The organism is Salmonella sp. SSDFZ69 (assembly GCF_004010755.1).
In the GTDB taxonomy this organism is placed as follows: Bacteria; Pseudomonadota; Gammaproteobacteria; order Enterobacterales; family Enterobacteriaceae; genus Salmonella; species Salmonella enterica.
Window position 1 is genome coordinate 2,587,435 of the sequence record NZ_CP034831.1, and the last position, 26,178, is coordinate 2,613,612.

At 53.7% G+C, this 26,178-nt stretch carries 25 protein-coding genes; 10 read left to right on the plus strand and 15 right to left on the minus strand.

Annotation, left to right across the window (positions count from 1 at the left end; genetic code table 11):
- Nucleotides 1-17: 17 nt before the first annotated feature.
- From chbC to osmE, 3 genes are all read right to left on the minus strand, one after another.
- Nucleotides 18-1,376 (minus strand): PTS N,N'-diacetylchitobiose transporter subunit IIC, encoded by a 1,359-nt coding sequence (gene chbC, locus EOS98_RS12900; RefSeq protein ID WP_000073063.1) that lies wholly within the window; start codon nt 1,374-1,376, stop codon nt 18-20.
- Nucleotides 1,377-1,458: 82 nt separating this feature from the next.
- Entirely contained in the window at nt 1,459-1,779 is a 321-nt protein-coding gene (gene chbB / locus EOS98_RS12905; RefSeq protein ID WP_000412161.1) for a PTS N,N'-diacetylchitobiose transporter subunit IIB, read from the minus strand.
- Nucleotides 1,780-2,079: 300 nt separating this feature from the next.
- Nucleotides 2,080-2,421, minus strand: a complete 342-nt coding sequence (osmE, locus tag EOS98_RS12915) for an osmotically-inducible lipoprotein OsmE (protein WP_001039301.1) — start codon at nt 2,419-2,421, stop codon at nt 2,080-2,082.
- Between the two features lie 218 nt (nt 2,422-2,639).
- Between osmE and nadE the strand changes: the two genes are divergently transcribed.
- On the plus strand, nt 2,640-3,467 hold the full coding sequence (gene nadE, locus EOS98_RS12920) for an ammonia-dependent NAD(+) synthetase (protein WP_000174982.1): 828 nt from the start codon (nt 2,640-2,642) through the stop codon (nt 3,465-3,467).
- Between the two features lie 120 nt (nt 3,468-3,587).
- On the plus strand, nt 3,588-4,469 hold the full coding sequence (cho, locus tag EOS98_RS12925) for an excinuclease Cho (protein ID WP_001518228.1): 882 nt from the start codon (nt 3,588-3,590) through the stop codon (nt 4,467-4,469).
- A gap of 74 nt (nt 4,470-4,543) precedes the next feature.
- Here cho and spy read toward each other — a convergent pair whose 3' ends face one another.
- The 6 genes from spy to EOS98_RS12955 all read right to left on the minus strand — a co-directional run bounded on the left by spy (nt 4,544) and on the right by EOS98_RS12955 (nt 11,392).
- Complete coding sequence (gene spy, locus EOS98_RS12930; protein WP_001228998.1) at nt 4,544-5,029, minus strand: ATP-independent periplasmic protein-refolding chaperone Spy; 486 nt, start codon at nt 5,027-5,029, stop codon at nt 4,544-4,546.
- Nucleotides 5,030-5,364: 335 nt separating this feature from the next.
- Nucleotides 5,365-6,333 (minus strand): succinylglutamate desuccinylase, encoded by a 969-nt coding sequence (gene astE, locus EOS98_RS12935; RefSeq protein ID WP_079842418.1) that lies wholly within the window; start codon nt 6,331-6,333, stop codon nt 5,365-5,367.
- The gene (gene astB, locus EOS98_RS12940; protein WP_000123947.1) at nt 6,326-7,669 is read right to left on the minus strand and encodes an N-succinylarginine dihydrolase; all 1,344 of its coding nucleotides are present in this window, start codon (nt 7,667-7,669) and stop codon (nt 6,326-6,328) included. Before astB ends, astE begins: the two co-directional genes overlap by 8 nt.
- On the minus strand, nt 7,666-9,144 hold the full coding sequence (astD, locus tag EOS98_RS12945; RefSeq protein WP_086805339.1) for a succinylglutamate-semialdehyde dehydrogenase: 1,479 nt from the start codon (nt 9,142-9,144) through the stop codon (nt 7,666-7,668). Before astD ends, astB begins: the two co-directional genes overlap by 4 nt.
- Entirely contained in the window at nt 9,141-10,175 is a 1,035-nt protein-coding gene (gene astA, locus EOS98_RS12950) for an arginine N-succinyltransferase (RefSeq protein ID WP_023207146.1), read from the minus strand. Before astA ends, astD begins: the two co-directional genes overlap by 4 nt.
- On the minus strand, nt 10,166-11,392 hold the full coding sequence (locus tag EOS98_RS12955) for an aspartate aminotransferase family protein (protein WP_001534648.1): 1,227 nt from the start codon (nt 11,390-11,392) through the stop codon (nt 10,166-10,168). Before EOS98_RS12955 ends, astA begins: the two co-directional genes overlap by 10 nt.
- 445 nt (nt 11,393-11,837) lie before the next feature.
- Between EOS98_RS12955 and xthA the strand changes: the two genes are divergently transcribed.
- Nucleotides 11,838-12,644 (plus strand): exodeoxyribonuclease III, encoded by an 807-nt coding sequence (xthA, locus tag EOS98_RS12960; RefSeq protein ID WP_000673951.1) that lies wholly within the window; start codon nt 11,838-11,840, stop codon nt 12,642-12,644.
- Between the two features lie 72 nt (nt 12,645-12,716).
- Complete coding sequence (locus EOS98_RS12965) at nt 12,717-13,133, plus strand: pyrimidine (deoxy)nucleoside triphosphate diphosphatase (protein WP_000592136.1); 417 nt, start codon at nt 12,717-12,719, stop codon at nt 13,131-13,133.
- Here EOS98_RS12965 and EOS98_RS12970 read toward each other — a convergent pair.
- Nucleotides 13,093-13,368, minus strand: coding sequence for a YnjH family protein (locus tag EOS98_RS12970; RefSeq protein WP_126524060.1), 276 nt, complete (start codon nt 13,366-13,368; stop codon nt 13,093-13,095). The two genes, EOS98_RS12965 and EOS98_RS12970, sit on opposite strands and share 41 nt — an antisense overlap.
- A 238-nt stretch (nt 13,369-13,606) precedes the next feature.
- Between EOS98_RS12970 and gdhA the strand changes: the two genes are divergently transcribed.
- A complete protein-coding gene (gene gdhA, locus EOS98_RS12975; RefSeq protein WP_000372865.1) occupies nt 13,607-14,950 on the plus strand; it encodes an NADP-specific glutamate dehydrogenase in 1,344 nt (447 codons plus the stop codon).
- A 29-nt stretch (nt 14,951-14,979) separates the two neighbouring features.
- On the opposite strand, the gene topB is transcribed toward gdhA, so the two are convergent.
- The 3 genes from topB to EOS98_RS12990 all read right to left on the minus strand — a co-directional run bounded on the left by topB (nt 14,980) and on the right by EOS98_RS12990 (nt 18,646).
- Nucleotides 14,980-16,929 (minus strand): DNA topoisomerase III, encoded by a 1,950-nt coding sequence (gene topB / locus EOS98_RS12980; protein ID WP_023202067.1) that lies wholly within the window; start codon nt 16,927-16,929, stop codon nt 14,980-14,982.
- A 4-nt stretch (nt 16,930-16,933) separates the two neighbouring features.
- Nucleotides 16,934-17,977 (minus strand): selenide, water dikinase SelD, encoded by a 1,044-nt coding sequence (selD, locus tag EOS98_RS12985; protein WP_001294888.1) that lies wholly within the window; start codon nt 17,975-17,977, stop codon nt 16,934-16,936.
- Nucleotides 17,978-18,094: 117 nt separating this feature from the next.
- Entirely contained in the window at nt 18,095-18,646 is a 552-nt protein-coding gene (locus tag EOS98_RS12990; protein ID WP_126524059.1) for an NAD(P)H nitroreductase, read from the minus strand.
- 173 nt (nt 18,647-18,819) lie between these two features.
- On the opposite strand from EOS98_RS12990, the gene sppA reads away from it, so the two are divergent.
- From sppA to pncA, 3 genes are all read left to right on the plus strand, one after another.
- A complete protein-coding gene (gene sppA / locus EOS98_RS12995; protein ID WP_126524058.1) occupies nt 18,820-20,676 on the plus strand; it encodes a signal peptide peptidase SppA in 1,857 nt (618 codons plus the stop codon).
- 95 nt (nt 20,677-20,771) lie between these two features.
- Nucleotides 20,772-21,788 (plus strand): asparaginase, encoded by a 1,017-nt coding sequence (ansA, locus tag EOS98_RS13000; RefSeq protein WP_001170134.1) that lies wholly within the window; start codon nt 20,772-20,774, stop codon nt 21,786-21,788.
- 26 nt (nt 21,789-21,814) lie between these two features.
- Nucleotides 21,815-22,471 (plus strand): bifunctional nicotinamidase/pyrazinamidase, encoded by a 657-nt coding sequence (gene pncA, locus EOS98_RS13005; protein ID WP_126524057.1) that lies wholly within the window; start codon nt 21,815-21,817, stop codon nt 22,469-22,471.
- A 351-nt stretch (nt 22,472-22,822) separates the two neighbouring features.
- Here pncA and EOS98_RS13010 read toward each other — a convergent pair whose 3' ends face one another.
- Both EOS98_RS13010 and msrB read right to left on the minus strand, forming a co-directional pair.
- Entirely contained in the window at nt 22,823-23,101 is a 279-nt protein-coding gene (locus EOS98_RS13010) for a YeaC family protein (RefSeq protein WP_001046864.1), read from the minus strand.
- Nucleotides 23,102-23,142: 41 nt separating this feature from the next.
- Complete coding sequence (gene msrB / locus EOS98_RS13015) at nt 23,143-23,556, minus strand: peptide-methionine (R)-S-oxide reductase MsrB (protein ID WP_001519539.1); 414 nt, start codon at nt 23,554-23,556, stop codon at nt 23,143-23,145.
- 341 nt (nt 23,557-23,897) lie between these two features.
- Between msrB and gapA the strand changes: the two genes are divergently transcribed.
- Both gapA and EOS98_RS13030 read left to right on the plus strand, forming a co-directional pair.
- Nucleotides 23,898-24,893: a glyceraldehyde-3-phosphate dehydrogenase gene (gene gapA / locus EOS98_RS13020; RefSeq protein ID WP_000153505.1), complete on the plus strand. Its 996-nt coding sequence runs from the start codon at nt 23,898-23,900 to the stop codon at nt 24,891-24,893.
- Nucleotides 24,894-25,227: 334 nt separating this feature from the next.
- Nucleotides 25,228-26,112, plus strand: a complete 885-nt coding sequence (locus tag EOS98_RS13030) for a D-hexose-6-phosphate mutarotase (RefSeq protein ID WP_126524056.1) — start codon at nt 25,228-25,230, stop codon at nt 26,110-26,112.
- The last annotated feature ends 66 nt before the right edge of the window (nt 26,113-26,178 follow it).

Sequence of the window (26,178 nt, forward strand, 5' to 3'; positions counted from 1 at the left end):
CCATGCCGACGCGGAGTTTAGAATTTCAGTGCGTTAGCGATATCTTCTTCGCTTTCTTCCTGCTCAATGGCGTTCTGCGCTTTGTTAGCCACCACCACGAAGGGGAGATAAATCAGGGTAGCGACCGCCAGGTTAAATAGCGCAACCAGTAATGCGGCAACGCTGCCGTTGGTGTTAAAGAACGCCCCCAGCCCGGTTGGCATGGTCCACGGCGCAATATTGGTAATCGGCGGAATAATACCCAAATAGTAAGCCACCAGCGTAATCGCCGCCAGAATCGGCTGTACCAGAATGAAGGGGATAAACATCACCGGGTTCATAATAATCGGCAGGCCAAACAGGATGGGTTCGTTAATCTGGAAGATACCTGACGGCAGCGCCAGTTTTGCCACCTGGCGATAGTCCGCGCGACGGGATGCCAGGAAGATAGCGATGATCAGACCCAGCGTTGCGCCGCTGCCACCGAGGAAGATATAAGAATCCAGCATCGGTTTCGCCCAGATATGGAACGTTTTACCGGCTTCCAGCGCCGCATCGACGGAGCCATACTGCTGGTAAATAGAGATGTTTTCCAGCGCCCAGGGCGTCATGATGCCGCTATCCAGCGCGGTCAGCGCCAGCGAACCATGAATACCAAAGAACCACAGCAGCGGTACAAAAATGACATATGCCCACCCTACCACGCTACCCAGCGATGCCAGCGGCGTAGAGATAGTGTCCATAATAATCTGATGGAAGTTAGAACCGTAATTAGACAGCGCCCAGGCAATAATCCCCATAATAGAGAGAATAATAAAGCCGGGAATTAATGCTGAGAATGAACGAGACACCGAAGCCGGTACGCTGTCCGGTAGTTTAATCACCCAGTTGCGCCGGACAATAAATGTAAACATTTCCGCGACCACCAGACCAATAATAATACCGGAGATAATATTCGCGCCGCCCAGCCAGTTAGCGCCTACGGCATAGGCCTCGCCGACACTATACGGCGTTACGGTCATAAATGCCGCCACGGAAAGCAATCCGGCGGCCAGCGCATCAACCTTGCGCTCTTCCGCCAGCGCCATGCCGATAAAAAATGGCGCCATGAGCGACATAATGCCCAATGTGCCGTTATAGACGTTCCCGCCGATGCCTTTCAATCCATTAAGAGTTTCAATAGTTGAGGCATCAAGCCGAATACCCATGGAATAAAAAAACGACCCCTCCCCAAAGCTCAGGAAAACGTTATTAATTAATACAAACATCGCCCCCGCAAGGGTTAATGGCATTAAACGAATAAAGCCGTTCTTGATTGCATTAACGTGTGGCTGCTTTCCTATTTTTACAGCAAAAGGAAGGAGTACCTTTTCAAGTGAAGCAATAACGTTACTCATAGAAAAATACCCTTAAATACCGCAATAAAATATTGCGGTTAGTGTATGAAATAACTCTTTGACGGGAAAAATTAAAAAATAATTAATTCGCGGCGGCTTTTTTAATTGCCGCTACCGCAGCTTTAAGCACGCCTAAGCCATCTACCTTGCCGTACAACATTGAATCAATGACTTCTACCGGTTTACCGGGTAATAAACGCTGAATTTCGGGGAGCATATAAGCAATTTGCGGGCCTAATAACACGACGTCCGCTGCCGGGCCTTTTTCACCGGCCAGGGTTTCAGGGAATGCTTCAATAATCACCGGCACTTCATATTTTTCAGCCTGAGCGCGCATTTTTGATACCAGTAACGATGTTGACATGCCCGCAGAACAAAACAGATAAATGTGTTTCTTTTCCATAAAAACCTTCCTCATGTACGATTATCTGTCAACCAGATACGCCGCAAGCCTCAACCTGCATCCATACTCTGGGCGACTTGCGTAACCGGATTTACTTTTTTAGGTGGCTGAAATGAGTATACGGGATCGGACCGCCGGATGGTATTTCCTTGACCCACTAAATTGTCTCTCATTGACCTGGCGTTATGACCCCCCTCACATTTCGGGCAAATAATTCGCGATAATAAATAAGGTTATGGCAGGCACAAAAAAACCGGCTCGCAGGCCGGTTTCCTTGAATGTTCAGGCAATGTACAGTTGTTACTGCTTCGGCGCCTGTGGGTCAGTGTCGTACTCCGCACAGGTCTGGTAGCCGGAGTTAATCACGTGCCCGGTATCATCCAGCGCAACAAAGTAGGTTTCCGCTTTACCATCACGTTGACCCAGGATGTAGGTCTGACAGGTACCACGCGCATGAATCATGCTCACTTCAGATGACGGTTTGCCCGCAATCTGCGCAACTTGCGCCCTGCTCATTCCTTTTTTAACATCTTTAACGACAGGCTCAACAAATTGGTCTTTTGTACGATCATACGCCGTACAGCCTGCCAGCATAGTCATTACCGCCGCTGCGCTTAAAATTCCTGCTACGTTCTTGTTCATTTTCCGTCCTCTTGTTTATCAGCGTGTTATGTAAGCCTGGAATACATCAGAACATTTTTCAAGCCGCGCCTCGCCACAAAAAGTCTTTCGGAAAATTCTCTAACGCAGCGATATGTTGTTTTAAACACCGCTTAGCCCGCCAAACCTTGTCGTTTCAGCGGCGAAGGGTTAGCTTTAACAGGGTAAAGATTCATTTTTTTAATGTCGAAGGGGGTTAAATGACTCTGCAGCAAGAGATAATCCAGGCGCTTGGCGCGAAACCGCATATCAACCCTGAAGAAGAAATTCGCCGCAGCGTGGATTTTCTTAAAGCGTACCTGAAAACCTATCCCTTTTTGAAATCGCTGGTGTTAGGCATCAGCGGCGGGCAGGATTCGACGCTGGCCGGGAAACTCAGCCAGATGGCTATCGCCGAATTGCGGGAAGAGACTGGTGATAATGCGCTGCAGTTTATCGCCGTTCGTCTGCCTTATGGCGTGCAGGCCGATGAACAGGATTGCCAGGACGCCATTGCTTTTATTCAGCCGGACAGAGTACTCACCGTCAATATTAAAGGCGCCGTCCTCGCCAGCGAGCAGGCGCTGCGCGAAGCGGGAATTGAGCTGAGCGATTTTGTTCGCGGCAATGAAAAAGCGCGTGAGCGAATGAAAGCGCAATATAGCATCGCCGGTATGACTCACGGCGTCGTGGTGGGCACCGACCATGCGGCGGAAGCGATAACCGGGTTCTTCACCAAATATGGCGATGGCGGTACCGATATTAACCCACTTCATCGCCTTAACAAACGCCAGGGCAAACAGCTTCTCGCAGCGCTGGGCTGTCCTGAGCATCTGTATAAAAAAGTCCCCACCGCCGATTTGGAAGACGACCGCCCTTCACTGCCTGATGAAGCCGCGCTGGGCGTAACGTATGACAATATTGACGATTACCTGGAAGGCAAAACGCTGGACTCCGCCATCGCTAAAACTATCGAAGGCTGGTATGTAAAAACTGAACATAAGCGCCGTTTGCCGATTACGGTATTCGACGACTTTTGGAAAAAGTAAGCGTACTTCTACTGTTGTGCCGGATATCGCTCGTCTATCCGGCCTCCTCTCTTCCCAGCCTCTTTTTTAATCACCCATCCGCTGTTATACTGGATGCATAACCAGTTAGCGGAGATCACTGTGGTACGGCGTCAATCAGCCCCCCGCCTTGAGTTTGAAGCAGCGGCCATTTACGAATATCCAGAACATTTACGTCCTTTCCTCAGCGAAGCGCCAGCCTTACCGGGCGTCTATATATTTCATAGCGAAAGCGATACGCTGCCGCTTTATATCGGTAAAAGCGTAAATATTCGCAGCCGGGTGCTCTCACATCTACGAACGCCTGACGAGGCCGCTATGCTGCGACAGGCGCGGCGGATAAGCTGGATCTGCACCGCTGGGGAAATGGGCGCGTTGCTGCTGGAGGCGCGGCTGATCAAAGAACAACAGCCGCTGTTTAACAAGCGGTTACGGCGTAATCGCCAGCTTTGCTCTCTACAGTTGAGCGAACAAAAGATTGAGGTCGTTTCCGCCCGCAGCGTCGATTTTTCCCATGAGCCGAACCTGTTTGGGCTCTTCGCCAACCGTCGGGCAGCGCTGCAAAGCTTACAGAACCTCGCCGATGAGCAAAAATTGTGTTATGGCCTGCTGGGGCTTGAACCGGTAAGCCGTGGGCGCGCCTGTTTTCGTTTCGCGCTGAAGCGCTGCGCTGGCGCGTGTTGTGGGCAAGAAACCCCGCAGGCGCATTTTCTTCGTCTGCAGGCCTCACTGGAACGGTTACGTGTGGTTTGCTGGCCCTGGAAAGGCGCTATCGCGTTAAAAGAGAGCCGCCCACAAATGACCCAGTTCCACATTATCAACAACTGGTTATGGCTGGGGGCGGTACCCTCGCTGGATGAGGCCGCCACCCTGGTGCGCACCCCTGCGGGCTTTGATCAGGATGGCTATAAAATTCTCTGTAAGCCACTAATGTCAGGTCAATATGAGATCATTGAACTGCACACCGACTGTCGCCAGTCATAAAGAAAACCGCCGATCCTGTCCACCTCAACGATTGTGTTGTCGACAAGACCGGCGGTCTTAAATTATGCGGAAAGTTATTCTGCCGCAGCAGGCATTTTACCTTCTTGCGCCGGGCGTTCTGTCAGACGCTTCTCAAAATTAGCGTTATATTGCTTTTTCTGCTCCGGCGTCAGAACGTTATAAATTTTATTCTGGGTTTCCATATGCGCCAGCATATTGGCCTTGCGCTGTGCTTCCATTTTCGTAATTTGCGCTTCGGCTTTGGCTTTATCGAAGGTATCGCTGGCAATAATATCATGCATGGCGCGACGCTCTTCCAGCAGCGGACGTTTCATTTGCTCGCGCTGCGCTTTCATAATATCGCGAATTTGTTGCTTCTGTGCGTCTGTCAGGTTCAGGTTTTTAAACATCATATCGTGATGTGGGCCAAATTTACCTTTATGCTGCATCATTGGCTTCGCATCCGCTGGCGCGGCGGTGGTAGTCTCGGCGGCATGAGCCAGATTCGCAGCGCCCATCGCCAGGGTAGAGGCAACAAATAGAGCAGTCAGTTTACGCATATTTCCATCCTTCCTTTCAGTTATTTTTACGGCATATTTAAAACAGCGCCGTGTTGTCGTGATTAACTTTAACCGTCTTAGCGTCAATTAGTCATAACAACGGTAAAACAATGAAAGTATAAAAAACACTTTTTCGCCAATTGTGAAGAAAAAAAGAATAAATTGCGCAGAGTTGAAAGAGAAATATACAACAGCATGATATAGCAGAAATTATGCAGAACTATAACGCAGCAACGCTTATTAATAAAGCAATTCTCCAGGAATAATCCGTAATAGCATGAAACTGTGTCCCAAATCATCCCTGTAATCCTAACGTGAGCTTACAGGGACATTTATCAGGGAAGTCTTTCCAGCATTAATCCAGCCCGCAATCCGCAGGCGACAGAGGGATTAGGAAAGAGAACATATTCAACGTCATGCGTCACCGTCACACGTTTATCCCCCTCCTCGGCCAGCAACGTTCCCTTCGCAAAGGCAGTAAAATTCAGCGTTTGCGCATCCATATAAAGCGCGAACTTGTCGCTGTGACGCGTGATTTGCGACACCACCCGATAGCGTAGCGGCGGCGAAAACGAGGTTGACGTTTCGACACCGCTCAGCAGCGCCGACAACGCCTGCGAGGTTACACTGAACTGCGTCAGATCGTTTTGCCCAAACGGCAACGCCTTTCCCAACTCCAGCGTACAGGAAAGCGCGCCGAAATGTTCAGAGCTAAAGTGCGTAAACGTACCGCCGGGCGCCTGATGAAATACCAACGCCTCCAGTCCTGCCGCGCCCAGCCACGCCAGAAAATCCGCCTCCCACGGGCGGTCGCGCTGCGGCAATACGCCAAAACGCAAATGATGCGAGCCACGAATGGCGGTATGCAGATCCAGATGCCAGCGTACCCGCGCCTGGCCAGATGAAAAGAAGGTTTCCAGACTTAGCTCCAACTCACGCGCCCGCCGCGTTTCATCGCTTTCGGCAAAGGACTGCCAACGCCCGCCAAACATACGGTTCATATCGCTGTGACAATAGCGTATTCCCGCCGCCAGCGCCTGCGGATTGCCGAGTACCACCAGCACTCGCCACGTTAACGTCAAGCTGCCTGAATACAGCGCCGACAGCAGCTTATCCAGCATCTCGACCGGCGCGGTTTCATTGCCGTGTATCCCCGCAGAAAGAATTAACGCGCGGTCGACCGGCGCATCGGGCGTGAGTTCAAGCAGACCATGGCCTAACCAGCGCCAGCGAAAACCCGCGCCCTTCCCCTGCGTCACCCGTGGTGTCGTGCCACTTAGCGTCAACGCCAGAAAGTTATCCATCAGCCGCCCCCGTTTGCTGGAAAGGATAAACCGACCCCAAATCCAGCAGACGCGTTAACACATCCAGCGCCTCCCGGCCTTCTCGCAATAATAACGGATCGGCCAGATCGGCAGCGGTCAGGCGATCGCGATAATAACGATCCGCCCACGCGTTAAGGGCCGTAAACAGAGCGTCATTCATCATTACCGCTGGATTCACCGCCCTTCGTTCTTCTTCTGTTAACACCACGCGTAATCGCAGACAGGCCGGGCCGCCGCCGTTGGCCATACTTTCTCGCAAATCAAACACCTGCATCGCGCTGATGGGGTTATCCTCCGCCACCAGCTTATTCAGATAGCGCCAGACGCCGGCATGGTCCTGACATTCCCGCGGCAACACTAACAGCATTGAGCCGTCGTCACGGCTTAACAACTGACTATTAAACAGGTAGGTCGCCACAGCATCTGATACAGAAACCTCGCCGGCGGGCACCTCTATCGCCATAAAACCGTCAACGCGCGTACGCAACTGATTAATGAGCACTTTCTGACGGGCAAACGCCGCTTCGTGACAAAACAATACCTGTCGATTCGAAACGGCGATGACATCATTATGGAATACGCCTTGATCGATGACCTCCGGGTTTTGCTGAGCGAAGATAACCTGTTGCGGATTCACCTGATTAAGACGCGCCACGGCCTCGCTGGCTTCGCGGCTCTGGCGCGCCGGATAACGAGCGGGTCGTATTTCATTCTCCTCTTCGCGCCCATAGACAAAAAGCTGCACGCCTGCCGAACCATACTCGCCGCCCAGACGGTTATGATTCGCCGCGCCTTCATCTCCCAATAATGCGACCTGCGGTAACGCGCTATGCACTGAAAACTGACTTTCATCGCGAAATATGGCGCGTAGCAGCGCTTCGGTAACAGGCGCCTCAAGAGCGCGATGAAATTTATTGTTTAAATTCGCCACCGTCAGGTGAACTTTCCCGTCCAGCGCGTCTGCCGATGGGCAAACCGTCGCCGCATTCGCAACCCACATTGGCGACGCGGAACTCACGCTGGAAAGCCAGCGTGGCGCCTGACGCGCAACCTTATCCAGAATCTGCTCATCGCTACCCGTGAAGCCGAGCTGACGCAACGCCGGAATAAAAGGCCGCTCATGCGGCGGGATCACCGCCTGGGGAAAGCCGGCATCCGCCAAAGCCTTCATCTTTAGCAGCCCCTGCTTTACTGCCAGACGAGGATTCGACACCTGAAAACGGTGGCGGGTCGATGCCTCATTGCCGAAGGATAGCCCGGCATAATGGTGCGTAAGCCCCACCAGCCCGTCAAAATTAACTTCATGCGCCGTCATACCGCCTCCCTGCGAGAAAAGTCGAGGCCGGGGCTTAATGTCGCAGGCAACGTTAGTTCGGGAGATTCCAGACTGGCCATCGGCCAGGCGCAATAATCGGCGGCATACCAGGCGCTGGGCCGATGGTTGCCAGACGCGCCGATACCACCAAACGGCGCAGTACTCGCTGCCCCGGTGAGCGGTTTATTCCAGTTAACGATCCCTGCCCGCGCCTCCAGCAAGAGCTGTTCGAACTGCGCGCGATCCGTCGACACCAGCCCACACGACAGACCGAAGCGGGTATTATTCGCCAGACGAATCGCCTCATCGAAATGCGCATAACGCCAGACGCTCAGCAGCGGACCAAACACCTCTTCATCCGGCACATCCGCGACGCCCGTCAGCTCAATGATGCCAGGCGTCAGCAGAGAGGTTCCCTCTTTGACCTTCCGCGGCGCCAGTAGCGTGCGACCGCCTAATGCCTCTCGTTGACGCCAGGCCTCCATCACATGCTGTGCCGCCTGCGCTGAAATCAGTCCGCCGATAAACGGCTGCGGATCGTCGTCCCATCTGCCGGGCTGCAGACGTCCGGCGACGTCAACCAGCCGCGCCAGAAATGCATCTCCCTGCGCACCCTGTTTTACCAGAAGGCGTCGCGCGCAGGTACAGCGCTGTCCGGCGGTAATAAACGCCGATTGCAGCGTCAGATGTACCGCCGCATCTATATTTGCCGCATCCTCAATAATGAGCGGATTGTTTCCGCCCATTTCAAGGGCCAGGATTTTTTCCGGCTGGCCGGATAGCTGGCGATGAAGCTGATATCCGGTACTGGCGCTGCCGGTAAACAGCAGCCCATCGAGATCGTCGAGCGAACTTAGCGCTTGTCCGGTCTCCCGGCCGCCCTGCACCAGATTAAGAACGCCTGCCGGTAGCCCGGCCCGTTCCCAGAGTTTTATTACCGTTTCCCCGGTCCATGGCGTTAGCTCGCTAGGTTTGAAGATCAGCGTATTGCCTGCCAGCAACGCGGGCACAATATGGCCATTCGGTAAATGGCCGGGAAAGTTATAAGGGCCGAATACCGCCAGCACACCGTGAGGACGATGGCGCAACGTCGCGGCGCCATCGACAAGTTCGCTTTTTTGTTCGCCTGTTCTGGCGTGGTAAGCCTTAATCGAGATGGCAATCTTATTGATCATCGCCGTCACTTCCGTTGCCGCCTCCCAGCGCGGTTTACCGGTTTCACGCGCGATGACCTCCGTGAGCTCGGCTTTATGCGCCTCCAGCAGGGCGGCAAATTTCTCTACGATAGCCTGTCGTGCGGCAAAAGGCTGTCTGGCCCAACGAGGAAACGCCGCGCGCGCCGCCTGACAGGCCTCGGCGACCTGTGCCGCATTAGCGTCATTCCCCTGCCAAAGTATCTCCGCGCTCACCGGGTTCGTTTTGCGGCGGCGTTCGCCCTGACCGGTTATCCAGTCGCCGTTTATCCATAGCGTCATACGGTTTTCTCCTCTGCGCAAAGGCGTACCAGCCGAACGTGGTCGCCCGTGCGACATTTCAGCGCATCCAACTGCGCGGCGGTAAGTACAAGTCGTGAAGTCTGCGGATCGGCACGCACCAGCGCGGCCCGAAAGTGGTGATAGTTTTCATTGGCGACCAGACATGCCGGATAGTCGCCAGGCGCGGGTTGCCCTTCCGCGACTTCCACCAGTCGGCTTTTACGAATGGCCCGCACGCGGTCAATATCACACTCCAGCGTCGGCCCACCGTCGAAGATGTCGATATAGTGGCGATAGCGAAAACCTTCCTTTTCCAGCACCGCGCGGGCTGGCGCCGTTTGCGGGTGGACTTCGCCAATCACGGCCTGTGCCTCTTCAGATAAGAAGTGGGTATAAATAGGATGTTTGGGCATCAGCTCGGCGATAAACGCTTTTTGCCCGGTACCGCATAAAAAATCCGCCCGGCTGAAATCCATAGAGAAAAAGCGTTTGCCGAGACTTTGCCAGAAGGGAGAATAACCGTGCTCGTCAATGACGCCGCGCATTTCCGCCACCACTTTCTCATTGAATTTATCGCGAAACGCGGCCATAAACATAAAGCGCGATTTTGACAACAGGTAGCCGTTACCCTCTTTACGCCATTCGGGATCGAGAAACAGCGTGCACAGCTCACTGCTGCCAGTGTGATCATTACTCAGGAATAATGTTGGCAACGCGTTATATACATTCAGCTCTTTGGAGGCATGAACCAGCGTACCGACACGATAGTTATACCAGGGGTCGTTAAGGCCGACCGCGACCTCAATGGCGCAGATCCCGCCGACCTCACCCGTTTCACTGTCTTCGAGAACGAATACATACCCTTGTTCGCCTTTTGGCAGCTCGCCGGACCAGGTTTTTAGCGCGCGTTCAATGCGGGCCGCCAGCGTCGCTTCATTTGCCGGTAGCGAGGTTAAGCCGCCGCCCGTTTTGCCTGCAAGCTGCATCAGCGCGGCGATATCCGCATGTTCGACAGGACGAATCACCCGCATGATGCGCCTCCCGTCTGAAGGCGTTCGCACGCCAGGGCAAAACGATCAAGCCCGGTGGCTATCTCCTCGTCGCTCACATTTAACGCTGGCGCAAAACGCACCACGTCGCCACCGGCAATGAGCACCATCACGCCTGCTTTTGCCGCTTCCTGGGCGATGAGTTTGGCTTTTCCGGCAAACTCCGTCTGTAGCACACAGCCAAGCAGTAGCCCCAGCCCGCGAATTTCACTGAACATGCCAAAACGCACATTAAGGGTATTTAGACGTTCAATAAACGCATCGTGGCGCTGTCTGACGCCGTTTTGCATCTCCGGCGTATTGATGATATCCAGTACTTTTCCGGCAACTGCCGTCGCCAGCGGATTACCGCCGTAGGTGGTGCCATGCGTGCCTGGCGTCATGACGCTGGCATAGTCTTGCGTGGTCAGCATCGCGCCGATCGGGAAGCCGCCGCCCAACGCTTTAGCGGTCGTCAGGATATCGGGCGTAACGCCATAATGCATATATGCATACAGTTCGCCGGTACGTCCGACGCCCGTCTGCACCTCATCAAAAATCAGTAACGCCTGATGCCGGTCGCACAATTCACGCAGCCCCTGCAAAAAAGCTTTCGTGGCGGGGATCACGCCGCCCTCGCCCTGCACCGGTTCTACGATCACGGCGCAGGTATTGTCATCAATTAGCGCGCTGGCGGAGTTCAGATCGTTATAGGCTGCATGACGAATATCCGGCGGCAGCGGCGCAAAGTCCTGTGAATAGGTGGGTTGACCGCCAGCGCTGACGGTAAAGAGCGTGCGACCATGGAACGCGTTTTTAAAGGCCACAATGCCGCTTTTATGATTGCCGACACGATCGTGGGCATATTTGCGCGCCAGTTTTAATGCTGCTTCATTTGCTTCAGCGCCTGAATTACAAAAGAAAACGCGTTCGGCGAAGGTCGCGTCGATCAGTTTTTTCGCCAGTCGCAGCGCCGGTTCATTGGTGTAACCGTTCCCGGTATGCCAGAAGCGATTCGCCTGTTCATTTAACGCCTCGCGCAGCGCCGGATGCGCATGTCCCAAGGCGTTGACCGCGATCCCGCCAGCAAAATCAATATACTCTTTCCCCTGCTGATCCCACAGGCGTGAGCCTTCTCCGCGTACAGGAATAAAAGGCGCGGGAACATATACCGGCACCATCCATTCATCAAAGTTTTCGCGCGTAACTGACAGAGACATAGCGACCTCTTTTAGTAAAAATAAAGTTATTTATATGTTAATTAATATGAGTGTTTGCGCTGTAAATGTAGATTGCAGCATTCGTGCCAGCCAGCGTTAACATTGCATAAACAGAAGTGATAAACGGTAAATCAATGGGTTACAGCGTAGCGATATTCACTTTTACTGCATGAAAAGTGAATATTCCCGCATAATCGGTGGCTAAAAAGAGGAAAAAGCGAAATATTATTCAGTTGCCAAATATAATTCTGGAATTGTGATCTTATACGAAATTTACTGGAAATTACCGCCCCGTTCTGGCGCATCTGCACGCAAACTGTGCCATTTTCGCGCTATAGAAAACACCATACGCTTCCATTGGCCGAATCTGACGATGAGTGGCAGTCACCCGGTAAAATTTCTGTTACCATCCCAACACGATTCACCTTGCAAAGTGGCAGTGACTATGAAATTTGTCTCTTTTAATATCAACGGCCTGCGCGCCCGTCCCCATCAGCTTGAAGCGATTGTCGAAAAACACCAGCCCGATGTGATCGGCCTACAGGAGACAAAAGTCCACGACGAAATGTTCCCGCTCGAAGAGGTCGCGAAGCTGGGCTATAACGTTTTCTATCATGGACAAAAAGGCCATTACGGCGTCGCGCTGCTAACAAAAGCCACGCCCATTTCCGTCAGACGCGGTTTCCCGGATGATGGCGAAGAGGCGCAACGCCGCATTATCATGGCGGAAATCCCCTCGCCGCTGGGTAATATTACCGTCATTAACGGCTATTTCCCGCAGGGGGAAAGCCGGGATCATCCGTTGAAGTTCCCCGCGAAAGCGCAGTTTTATCAGAACTTGCAAAACTATCTTGAAACGGAACTCAAGTGCGATAATCCGGTATTAATTATGGGCGACATGAATATCAGTCCGACCGATCTGGATATTGGCATCGGCGAAGAGAACCGCAAACGCTGGCTGCGTACCGGTAAATGCTCCTTCCTGCCGGAGGAGCGTGAATGGATGTCACGGTTACTGAAGTGGGGATTAGTGGACACGTTCCGTGAGGCGAATCCGCAAACGATGGATAAATTTTCGTGGTTTGATTACCGCTCAAAAGGTTTCGTGGATAATCGCGGACTGCGCATCGATCTCTTGCTGGCAAGCGCTCCGCTGGCGGAACGTTGCGCAGAAACCGGTATAGACTACGACATTCGCAGTATGGAAAAACCCTCCGACCATGCGCCGGTCTGGGCGACGTTTCGTGTTTGATTCCGCTTTCTGATTAACCGTAAGGCCGGGATAGCGCGACGCTTCCCGGCAGGAATAACGACCTTAACGACAATGATAAAAAAACTCGATGTTGTTGCCGCCATCATTGAACGCGACGGCAAAATTCTGCTGGCCCAGCGCCCAGCTCATGCGGATCAAGCCGGTTTATGGGAGTTTGCCGGCGGTAAAGTCGAACCCGGCGAAACCCAGCCGCAGGCGCTTATCCGCGAGCTACGCGAAGAGTTAGGGATTGACGCCACGCCCGGCGTCTATATCGCCAGCCATCAACGCGACGTGTCTGGCCGACGAATTCATTTGCACGCCTGGCATGTGCCTGCGTTTAACGGTCTGATACGTGCGCTGGAACATCAGGCATTAGCCTGGTGTACGCCGGAAGAGGCGCTGGAGTACCCCCTCGCCCCGGCGGATATTCCGCTATTGCAGGCGTTTATGGCTTTACGCGACGCCAGACTAACGGATTCGTGCTGATGGTTTTTTCGTCACGCTGGCACTGGAGCAAGACGCCTTCCACTTTTATTACCGCGCCTTCGGAGTAATTCTGATCCTGGTAAACGCAGCACTGAATGCAGGGCTGGGACGACTGACCGCGCGTGCTGAAAACTTCCGGCGGGACATTCACCTGAATATCAGGACGACTGTTCTGGTTTGCCAGCCCGACCACTGGCATTATCGCCATCACGGCGACCACGAGGCTTCGGCACATAGGAGTTCCTTATTTTTCTAAGTATATTCTCAGTATAACGGTAAGCCGCCGTGAAAACTTTAATCCTCTTTTGTCATCGCTTTTAGTTATGACCCTCGCCCCGTTATGAATTTACTTAGCAGCGTCATTTTTTTCTTGCTTACCGTCACATTGCTGATGGTATAGTCGAAAACTGCAAATACATATTCTGATAAAACGCAAATACAACCACATTAATATATAAGAGGTTTTTATATCTATGGATCAGACATGTTCTCTGGAATCGTTCCTCAACCATGTACAAAAGCGCGACCCGCATCAAACCGAGTTCGCGCAAGCCGTCCGTGAAGTCATGACCACCCTGTGGCCGTTTCTTGAACAAAACCCCCGTTACCGCCACATGTCTTTACTGGAACGTTTGGTTGAACCAGAGCGCGTAATTCAGTTTCGCGTAGTGTGGCTGGACGACAAAAACCAGGTGCAGGTAAATCGCGCCTGGCGCGTGCAGTTCAACTCTGCTATCGGCCCCTATAAAGGCGGTATGCGCTTCCATCCTTCGGTAAACCTTTCCATCCTTAAGTTCCTCGGCTTTGAGCAAACCTTTAAAAATGCCCTCACCACGTTGCCGATGGGCGGCGGTAAAGGCGGCAGCGATTTCGATCCGAAAGGGAAAAGCGAAGGCGAAGTGATGCGTTTCTGCCAGGCGCTGATGACTGAACTGTATCGCCATTTAGGGCCGGATACCGACGTGCCTGCCGGGGATATCGGCGTGGGCGGGCGCGAAGTGGGCTTTATGGCGGGAATGATGCGCAAGCTTTCCAATAACAGCGCCTGCGTCTTCACCGGCAAAGGGCTTTCCTTCGGCGGCAGCCTGATTCGCCCGGAGGCGACGGGCTATGGCCTGGTCTACTTCACCGAAGCAATGCTTAAACGTCATGGTCTCGGTTTCGAAGGGATGCGCGTCGCCGTGTCCGGCTCCGGCAACGTAGCGCAATACGCCATTGAGAAAGCGATGGCCTTTGGCGCGCGCGTGGTTACCGCGTCGGATTCGAGCGGGACGGTGGTCGATGAAAGTGGCTTCACGCCAGAGAAGCTGGCGCGTCTGTGTGAAATTAAAGCCAGCCGTGACGGTCGCGTCGCTGACTACGCCCGTGAGTTTGGCTTAACCTATCTGGAAGGCCAGCAGCCCTGGAGCGTACCGGTGGATATCGCCCTGCCATGCGCGACGCAGAACGAACTGGACGTTGACGCCGCGCGCGTACTGATTGCCAATGGCGTAAAAGCCGTGGCGGAAGGGGCAAATATGCCAACCACGATTGAAGCGACCGATCTCTTCCTTGAGGCGGGCGTACTGTTTGCGCCGGGTAAAGCCGCCAACGCGGGCGGCGTGGCGACATCGGGGCTGGAAATGGCGCAGAACGCCGCGCGGTTGAGCTGGAAAGCCGAGAAAGTGGACGCCCGTCTGCATCACATTATGCTGGACATCCACCACGCCTGTGTCGAGTACGGCGGCGACAATAAGCATACCAACTACGTTCAGGGCGCCAACATCGCCGGTTTCGTGAAAGTCGCCGACGCCATGCTGGCGCAGGGCGTCATTTAATCCCGTCGTCAGGCCAGATAGCTTTACGCTTATTCGGTCTGACGGCCTGTCTCCTCAGCAGGCGGGCTTTTTTTGCCCGCTCGCTTACGCGGCGCGCTCTTTTTCTTTTCTCCGCCGCCTGGCGCGACTATCCCTCTGAAGCGCTTCACCGGCGTGCGCTTAGCCTGCTCGATCAGCTGATATAACGTGCCGACCAGCGGTTGCATAAAATCCTGGTAACGGCACTGTTTTTCGCTGATTTGCGTCAAAACAGATTCCCAGTGCGCGGTCATATCTGGACGGGCCGCCATTTCCGGCAGCGAATGTATTAACGCTTTGCCAGCATCGGTAGAATGAATATAGCGCCCTTTTTTGGTCAGAAAGCTACGTTTGAACAGCAGTTCGATAATCCCGGCGCGCGTGGCTTCCGTCCCCAGCCCATCGGTCGCGCGCAGGATCTTTTTCAGATCTTTATCCTGCACGAAGCGGGCAATTCCGGTCATCGCGGAAAGCAATGTCGCATCGGTGAAATGACGCGGCGGCTGGGTTTGGCGCTCGACCACTTCCCCCTTTTCACACAGCAACTCATCACCTTTGGCGACAACCGGCAGCGGCGTACCGTCGTTTTCCTCGTCGCGCTCTTTACTGCCCAGTAACGTCCGCCAACCGGCCTCCGCCAGAAAACGCGCTTTGGCGACAAATTTTCCTTTGGCGATTTCCAGTTCAATAACGCATTTACGAAACACCGCGTCCGGGCAGAACTGCATCAGATACTGACGCGCAATCAGGGTGTACACTTTCGCTTCGTTTTCCGTCAGATGGACAGAAGAACTGCGCGCCGTCGGGATAATCGCGTGGTGCGCATCCACTTTTTTGTCATCCCAGCAGCGATTGCGCGTATCAGGGTTAACCACAGGCTGCGGCAGTAAATCCGGGGCGTGGACGCTAATCGCGTTCATGACCGCCTGCCGTCCGGCAAAGTGTTCTTCCGGCAGATAACGGCAGTCGGAACGCGGATAGGTAATCAGTTTGTGGGTTTCATAGAGCTTCTGACAAATATCAAGCACGTTTTGCGCGCTCAGGCCAAAGCGTTTAGCGGCTTCAATCTGTAGCGTCGAGAGCGAAAACGGCAGCGGCGCGGATTCTGATTCCCGTTTATCATTATAACTGGTTACCAGCGCGGGCTGACCGTTGATTCGGTTCACTACATGCTCCGCCAGCGGACGATGCAGCAAGCGCCCCTCTTCATCCTGATAAGGTTCGCACGCCTCGCTCGGCTGCCAGATAGCGGTAAAACGCTCGTCGGCAGGCGTAACGATGTGCGCCTTCACTTCAAAGAAGTCTTTGGCGACGAAGTTCTCAATCTCTTCGTCTCGCCGCACCACCAGCCCCAGTACCGGCGTCTGCACGCGTCCCACGGATAACACGCCCTGATAGCCGGCATTACGGCCCAGGATCGTGTAAGCGCGGGTCATATTAATGCCATACAGCCAGTCCGCTCGCGCTCGCGCCAGCGCGGAGACGCACAGCGGCACGAAGTCGCTGTTCGCCCGCAGCCTGTCGATAGCACGCTCGACCGCCTGCGGGTTAAGGTCGTTTATCAGACAACGCCGCACCTGCTGGCGCTTTTCGGCAGGAAGCTGGAGATAATCCAGCACTTCATCAACCAGAAGCTGCCCTTCGCGATCCGGGTCGCCGGCGTGAATAATTTCACCGGCTTGATGCAAAAAGCGCTTAATCACATTGAGCTGTTTGGTGACGGAAGGACGAGGCTGAAGCTGCCATTTTTCCGGCACGATAGGCAGGTCAGCCAGATTCCAGCGCGCATAACGGCTGTCATACGCATCCGGCTGCGCCTGTTCCAGCAAATGACCAATACACCAGGTGACGACCTGCCCGTTTCCGCACTCAATAAAACCATCGCCTTTACGGTGCGGTTTTGGCAGCACATCCGCAATGGCGCGCCCCAGACTCGGTTTTTCGGCAATAAACAACCGCATCAGGTTAACGAATCTCAACCATAGCGCGACCGCCGCGGGCCTCGACCAGTTCGCCAATCGCGGTCAGATCGATACCAAATTCCGCCGCGGTGGCTTTAACATCGTCTTCGGCGTCCGGCGTTACCGCCAACAACAGACCGCCTGACGTTTGCGGATCGCACAGCAGGCTACGAACTTCACGCGACATGTCGCCCATCAAATGACCATAGCTGGCGAAGTTGCGCTCTGTGCCGCCCGGTACGGCGCCCAGAGCAATATACTCTTCCACGCCCGGCAGTTTAGGGATGTCCTGATAGCAAAGCAGCGCCTGCACGCCTGCGCCCTGGCACATCTCGCTCAGGTGCCCCAGCAGGCCAAAACCGGTAACGTCAGTCATAGCTTTTACGCCGTCGATATTGGCAAACGCCGCGCCAGCAATGTTCATCCGACACATGACTTCCGTCGCCAGCCCCTGATGTTCAGGCTTAAGCAGCGATTTTTTCTCGGCGGTGGTCAACACGCCAATCCCCAACGGTTTGGTCAGAAAGAGTTTGCATCCCGCCTGCGCGGTACTGTTTTTCTTCACCCGTTCGGTCGGCACTACGCCTGTGACCGCGAGACCAAAGATCGGCTCCGGGGCGTCAATAGAGTGTCCGCCCGCCAGCGCGATACCGGCCTGACGGCAGGCAAAACGCCCCCCCTCGGTCACTTCACGCGCAATATCGGGCGACAGGGTATTAATCGGCCAGCCAAGGATCGCGATCGCCATAATCGGTTTGCCGCCCATCGCAAAAATATCGCTGATGGCGTTTGTTGCCGCAATGCGGCCAAAATCAAACGGGTTATCGACTATCGGCATAAAGAAGTCGGTGGTGCTGATAATACTGGTGCCATTACCCAGATCGTAAACCGCCGCATCATCGCGGGTTTCATTACCCACCAGCAGGTTCGGGTCGACGAACTTCGCCTGCTCGCTATGCAGGATAGTCTCCAGCACTTTAGGGGAAATTTTACAACCGCAACCAGCGCCGTGGCTGTATTGCGTTAAACGAATGGCTTGCTCGCTCATGGACATCTCCTGTCATTGCATTCGCGCTATGGTAGCGCTCATTCCCTGATGTGGTAAGTATCACTGTCTGAATTACCGCGCCTTTGCTCAGAATCCAGACAGTTTTATCCCTCAGCGTCAGAAATAACGCACAAACGGCGTGGGGTCGGGGGTACTGATCGTCGTTGACGCTTTGAGCTGCGGCGTGCCGAGATAGAGAAAACCAACAATTTTATCCTGCGGGCGGCACTCAAAGGCTTCCCGCACGATAGCGCTCTCCGTTAATGCGCCGCTACGCCAGATACCATTAAACCCTTGCGCAATCGCCGCCATTTGCATCGCCATCACCGCGCATCCGGCAGACATCTCCTGTTCCCACACGGGAACCTTATGGTTTTCTTCGCATTTCGCCACCACGGTAATGATCAGCGGCGCGCGAAACGGCGCATTACGCGCTTTTTCGATTGCTTTCTCATCGCCCCCGGCAGCGACAGCGCCTTGTTCAAGCACGGCGCTGAAGCGGTCGCGCCCCTCTCCTTCAATCACAAAAAAACGCCACGGCTGTAGAGACTTATGATCGGGAACACGCATTCCCGCCCGCAGAATGTTCTGTAATTTCTCGCCGACAGGCGCCGGTTCTGCGAGACGAGAGGCGCTACGACGGTTGACCAGCAGTTCTAGTGCATCCATTTGATTAACTCCAGCAATGATATTTATTCACAAAATTAACACGGGAGCGGATTTTGTTACAGCGCAGGCAGTGATTCCTGCTGACAACTGCCTGATGGGTCATTACGATAGCCACATCTTAATGCTTTATCCTCACCAAGGTATAAGCGTTGTTACTCAGATAGGGAGAATACATGCGAACCCTGTGGCGATTTATTGCCGGATTTTTTAAATGGACGTGGCGAGTGTTGAACCTCGTCCGTGAAATGGTACTCAACCTGTTCTTTATTTTTTTGGTTCTGGTGGGCGTTGGGATCTGGATGCAGATCGGTAACGGCAGCAACAGTGAGCAAACCGCGCGCGGCGCTCTGCTGCTGGATATTTCCGGCGTCATTGTGGATAAACCCTCCACCAATCACCGTCTGGGCGCGCTGGGACGCCAGTTATTTGGCGCCAGCTCCGACCGTCTGCAGGAAAACTCCCTGTTTGACATCGTCAACGCTATTCGTCAGGCGAAAGATGACCGTAACATCACGGGTATCGTTCTGGATCTGAAAAACTTCACCGGTGCCGATCAGCCGTCAATGCGCTATATCGGTAAAGCGCTGCGCGAATTCCGCGATAGCGGCAAACCGGTTTTCGCCGTGGGTGAAAACTACAGCCAGGGTCAGTATTACCTCGCCAGTTTCGCCAATAAAATTTGGCTTTCCCCACAGGGTCTGGTAGATCTTCACGGCTTCGCTACGAATGGCCTGTACTACAAAACGCTGCTGGATAAACTGAAAGTCTCTACCCACGTTTTCCGGGTCGGCACCTATAAATCCGCCGTCGAGCCGTTTATCCGCGACGATATGTCGCCCGCCGCCCGCGAGGCCGACAGCCGCTGGATAGGCGAACTGTGGCAGAACTACCTGCATACCGTTTCCGCCAATCGCCAGATTTCGCCGCAACAACTCTTCCCCGGCGCGCAGGCTATTATCGACGGGTTAACCAGCGTGGGCGGCGACACCGCCAAATATGCGCTCGACCATAAACTGGTGGACGCCCTCGCCTCCAGCGCAGATGTTGAAAAAGCGCTGACGAAGCAGTTTGGCTGGAGCAAAACCGAAAATAACTATCGCGCGATCAGCTATTACGATTATTCGCTGAAAACGCCTGCGGATACCGGCGGTACTATTGCGGTTATTTTCGCCAATGGCGCGATTATGGATGGCGAAGAAACGCCAGGGAATGTCGGCGGCGACACTACGGCATCGCAGATCCGCGACGCACGCCTTGATCCTAAAGTGAAAGCGATTGTGCTGCGCGTCAATAGTCCAGGCGGTAGCGTCAACGCCTCCGAAGTTATCCGCGCCGAACTGGCGGCAGCAAGAGCGGCTGGCAAACCGGTGGTGGTCTCAATGGGCGGTATGGCGGCCTCCGGCGGTTACTGGATCTCTACGCCGGCAAACTATATCGTGGCCAGCCCCAGCACGCTGACGGGTTCAATTGGCATCTTCGGCGTCATCAATACGGTAGAAAACAGCCTGTCGTCGATTGGCGTACACAGCGACGGCGTTTCCACCTCGCCGCTGGCGGATATTTCGATGACCAAAGCGCTGTCACCGGAAGTGCAGCAGATGATGCAACTCAGTATTGAGTACGGCTACAAACGCTTTATCACACTGGTGGCAGACGCGCGTAAGCGTACGCCGGAGCAGATTGATAAAATCGCACAAGGCCATGTCTGGACCGGAGAAGACGCGAAAGCCAATGGTCTGGTGGACAGTCTCGGCGACTTTGACGACGCCGTCGCCAAAGCGGCGGAGCTGGCGAAACTGAAACAGTGGCATCTTGATTACTATCAGGACGAACCGACGGTCCTTGATATGGTCATGGACAGTATGACCGGATCAGTACGCGCCATGCTGCCGGAGGCCATTCAGGCGATGCTCCCGGCGCCGCTCGTTTCCGCCGCCAACACGGTGAAGGCCGAGGGGGATAAACTGGCGGCATTTAACGATCCGCAAAACCGTTATGCGTTCTGTTTGACTTGCGCGAACGTTCGCTAATGCTTCATCAATAGCCATACCGGATGGCGGCGTCTGCTCATAGCCGCCATCCGATAATCATTAATACGTCCTTCGCGACACGACTGAACATTATCATGCAAAAGAAATCAATTTACGTTGCCTATACCGGCGGCACTATCGGTATGCAGCGCTCAGATAAAGGGTATATCCCGGTGTCCGGGCACCTTCAGCGTCAGCTGGCGCTGATGCCGGAATTCCACCGCCCGGAGATGCCGGATTTTACCATCCATGAATATGCCCCGCTGATGGATTCATCAGATATGACGCCGGAAGACTGGCAGCATATCGCTGCAGATATCAAAGCGCACTACGATGAGTATGACGGTTTTGTTATTCTGCACGGCACCGACACGATGGCGTTTACCGCATCGGCGCTCTCTTTCATGCTGGAAAATCTGGGTAAACCGGTTATTGTGACAGGGTCACAAATTCCGCTGGCTGAGCTGCGTTCCGACGGGCAAATTAATTTGCTGAATGCGCTTTATGTCGCCGCCAACTACCCTATTAATGAAGTAACGCTGTTTTTTAATAATCGTCTGTTCCGCGGTAATCGCACGACCAAAGCCCATGCGGATGGTTTTGACGCTTTTGCCTCTCCTAATCTGCCGCCCTTGCTGGAAGCAGGAATTCACATTCGCCGTTTAAATACGCCTCCCGCGCCCTACGGTTCTGGTGAATTAATCGTGCACCCTATTACGCCGCAGCCGATAGGCGTAGTGACGATTTATCCGGGGATTTCCGCCGAGGTAGTACGTAACTTTCTGCGTCAGCCGGTAAAAGCGCTGATTCTGCGCTCTTATGGCGTAGGCAACGCGCCGCAAAATAAAGCGTTTTTACAGGAGCTGAAAGAGGCCAGTTCGCGCGGCATCGTGGTGGTTAACCTGACGCAATGCATGTCAGGGCGAGTCAATATGGGCGGGTACGCTACCGGTAATGCGCTGGCGCACGCTGGCGTGATTGGCGGTGCCGATATGACCGTCGAAGCTACCTTAACCAAACTGCATTATTTGTTAAGCCAGGGTCTGGACACTCAGGCGATTCGTAGCGCGATGGCGCAAAACTTGCGTGGTGAATTGACGCCGGATGATTAAAAAATCCCGACGACAAGGAGAAGATAATGACAAACCGGGCCTTATTACTGGTCGACTTGCAAAATGACTTTTGCGCCGGCGGCGCGCTGGCTGTAGCGGAAGGCGACAGCACCATCGACATCGCCAACGCTCTTATTGACTGGTGCCAGCCCCGGCAGATTCCGGTGCTGGCCAGCCAGGACTGGCATCCCGCGCAGCATGGCAGCTTCGCCAGCCAGCATCAGGCGGAACCCTATAGTCAGGGAGAGCTGGACGGGCTGCCGCAAACGCTCTGGCCGGATCACTGCGTTCAACATACCGACGGCGCGGCGTTACATCCCCTGCTTAACCAACATGCGATTGACGCCTGCATCTATAAGGGTGAAAACCCGCTGATTGATAGCTACAGCGCGTTTTTTGACAACGAACATCGGCAGAAAACTACCCTTGATACCTGGCTTCGCGAGCATGACGTTACCGAGCTTATCGTGATGGGGTTGGCGACCGATTACTGCGTAAAATTTACGGTGCTGGATGCGCTAGAGTTGGGCTATGCCGTTAACGTTATCACCGATGGCTGTCGCGGCGTGAATATTCACCCGCAGGATAGCGCACACGCGTTTATGGAGATGTCGGCGGCAGGCGCGACGCTGTATACGCTGGCAGACTGGGAAGAGACGCAGGGCCAGGCTGTCGCCAGGTAGCGGAGCAGGTATCGTATCCGGTCAATACATCACGCAACAGTGAGACCATTGCATAGATCTTTGGGCCGGATACGTCACGTCAGCGTCGCTACCAGGCAAAGCTCAACGCAGGCTGGAGAGCGCTTCTAACAAAACAGATTAAAAAGCGCGGGCTGGCTGGCGCAATGTTCTGGGAATAAGGCACCGATGACAATAATCAGTTAGCGACACAGTTGGCGGACTCGCTGGACATTAAGCGTAATGGGTAAAAATATGGCGGGCCTGTGCCTGACAGCAATGTGCAGGCCCGGTAAGCACAACGCATCGGCAATGAAACCGCCGGATGGCGGCTACCTCTTAATCCGGCTGCCGTTACTGCATTTTCAATGTCGCAATCGGCTTTGACGTAATACCGAAATCCGCTTTGAGCTGCTGCTTGCTTTTCATCACCATCTGACCGTGAGTATCGATCGTCATATGTTGCGCTTCGGTATTGTGCCGCGCCTGCCATAGCATCACCAGTTGCAGGCTGTTTTCTTTCTGTTCCGGCGTCAACGCCACGCCATCCGGCCATTTACCCAGCTCAACGGCGGTGGATAAACGTTGATACACTTCCGGCGTCATGCTGTTAATGATCTCATCAAGATTCATGATGTGTCCGCTCCTGTGGAATAATTTGCTGAATCGTTTTTTCAGCCTTTCAGTTGATCGCCGTTTTTCTCGTCAGAAAAGGCCAGCGAGGCCGAGTTAACGCAATAGCGCTCACCGGTTGGCTGCGGCCCGTCCGGGAAAACGTGTCCGAGATGCGCATCGCAGTTACCACAACGAATTTCGACACGCTGCATGCCATGAGAAAAATCGTCTATGTAACGAATCGCCTCTTCGCTGACGGGCTGGTAAAAGCTAGGCCAGCCGCAGCCTGAATCGTATTTGGTGTGGGAGTGAAAAAGCGGCGTATCACAGACCAGGCAGTGATAAACCCCATCGCGTTTATTATGTAGCAGGCGTCCGGTAAATGGCGGTTCTGTGCCACGATCCTGCGTCACATAGAATTGCATTTCGGACAATTTTTTCTTGAGTTCTTCTGCTGAAGGTTGGTTAGCCATTTGCTCACATCTCACTTTAAACGTGCTCACATTGCCTGACCGATTCTAACAAAACATTAACACCTCAGTACCAACTTTTGTTCTAAACTTGATCATTGCGAAATGGCGGCTCACGAATCGTGACTGATGTCACATTATTATCTCGGTTGGCCTTTAAAATTCGGGGCGGCGCCCCCATGTGGTTTCAAGCCGAAAGGAAGAGTGAGGCGAATCAGCCGCGCAAAGGTTGTGCAGAGGATTGATTTGTCGCAATGATTGACACGATTCCGCTTGACGCTGCGTAAGGTTTTTGTAATTTTACAGGCAACCTTTTATTCACTAACAAATAGCTGGTGGAATATATGACTATCAAAGTAGGTATCAACGGTTTTGGCCGTATCGGTCGCATTGTTTTCCGTGCTGCTCAGAAACGTTCTGACATCGAGATCGTTGCAATCAACGACCTGTTAGACGCAGAGTACATGGCATACATGCTGAAATATGACTCCACTCACGGCCGTTTCGACGGTACTGTTGAAGTGAAAGACGGTCATCTGATCGTTAACGGTAAAAAAATCCGTGTTACCGCTGAACGCGATCCGGCTAACCTGAAATGGGACGAAGTTGGTGTTGACGTAGTGGCTGAAGCTACCGGTATCTTCCTGACTGACGAAACCGCGCGTAAACACATCACCGCTGGCGCGAAAAAAGTGGTTCTGACGGGTCCGTCTAAAGACAACACCCCAATGTTTGTTAAAGGCGCTAACTTTGACAAATACGAAGGCCAGGACATCGTTTCCAACGCTTCCTGCACCACCAACTGCCTGGCGCCGCTGGCTAAAGTTATCAACGACAACTTCGGCATCATCGAAGGTCTGATGACCACTGTTCACGCGACTACCGCAACCCAGAAAACCGTTGACGGCCCGTCTCACAAAGACTGGCGCGGCGGCCGCGGCGCATCTCAGAACATCATCCCGTCCTCTACTGGCGCTGCTAAAGCGGTAGGTAAAGTACTGCCGGAACTGAATGGCAAACTGACTGGTATGGCGTTCCGCGTTCCTACTCCGAACGTATCTGTTGTTGACCTGACCGTTCGTCTGGAAAAAGCGGCTACCTACGAGCAGATCAAAGCTGCTGTTAAAGCTGCTGCCGAAGGCGAAATGAAAGGCGTTCTGGGTTACACCGAAGACGACGTTGTATCTACCGATTTCAACGGCGAAGTATGCACTTCCGTGTTCGATGCTAAAGCAGGCATCGCGCTGAACGACAACTTCGTGAAACTGGTCTCCTGGTACGATAACGAAACCGGTTACTCCAACAAAGTACTGGACCTGATTGCTCACATCTCCAAATAAGTTGAGATGACACAGTCATTGGTAAGAGCGACTCAGGTCGCTCTTTTTTTTGCTTAAAGATATACCCGTCATACTTCAAGTTGCAGGTGTGTTGGCTATGCTTTCTCACCCGAATCACTGACGGAAGTCGAACTTATCGGGATGAATCAGGGATGTCCATGTCCCTGGCCGGAGATGACCTACGGTTGTTCAAATTCGTTCCCGATGAATTTGTCGTTCACTTGCCGCGTTACTCGGCCTGCGGCCTCGCCTCTACGGGCCAGCGCAAGCACTGGTCAAGGCACAAGCGCCTTGTCATGCAACTCGAATTATTTAGGGTTAAGAGGATTGCGTAATGATTAATAAAATTTTTGCCCTCCCGGTTATCGAACAGCTTACCCCTGTCCTTTCCCGTCGTCAGCTTGATGACCTGGATCTGATCGTCGTTGACCATCCGCAGGTGAAAGCCTCTTTTGCATTACAGGGCGCGCACCTTCTCTCCTGGAAACCCGTTGGCGAGGAAGAGGTATTGTGGCTCAGTAATAATACGCCTTTCAAAACCGGCGTGGCGCTACGCGGCGGCGTACCGATCTGCTGGCCCTGGTTTGGACCTGCGGCTCAACAGGGTCTGCCGTCACACGGCTTTGCGCGTAATCTTCCGTGGGCGCTAAAAGCGCATAATGAAGATGATAATGGCGTAATGCTGACATTTGAGCTGCAAAGCAGTGAGGCCACCCGGAAATACTGGCCGCACGATTTCACGCTGCTGGCACGTTTTAAAGTGGGTAAAACCTGTGAAATTGAACTGGAAGCGCATGGCGAATTTGCAACCACATCCGCGCTCCACAGCTATTTTAACGTTGGCGACATCGCCAACGTTAAGGTCAGCGGACTCGGCGATCGGTTTATTGATAAAGTTAACGACGCTAAAGAAGATGTCCTGGCCGACGGTATACAAACCTTTCCGGACCGTACCGATCGCGTTTACCTCAATCCTGAAGCATGTAGCGTGATCCACGATGCGACATTAAACCGCACGATTGATGTAGTTCACCACCATCACCTTAACGTCGTAGGCTGGAACCCTGGCCCGACGTTGTCCATCAGCATGGGCGACATGCCGGATGACGGCTATAAAACGTTTGTCTGCGTTGAAACGGTTTACGCTACTGCGCCGCAACAAGCCACAGAAGAAAAACCCTCTCGTCTGGCGCAGACTATCTGCGTCGCTAAACGCTAAAAGTGAATGGATAACGGCGTTGCTATAGGCTCTGAAAGGCGTCAGCCGCCATCAGGCATGACCTGC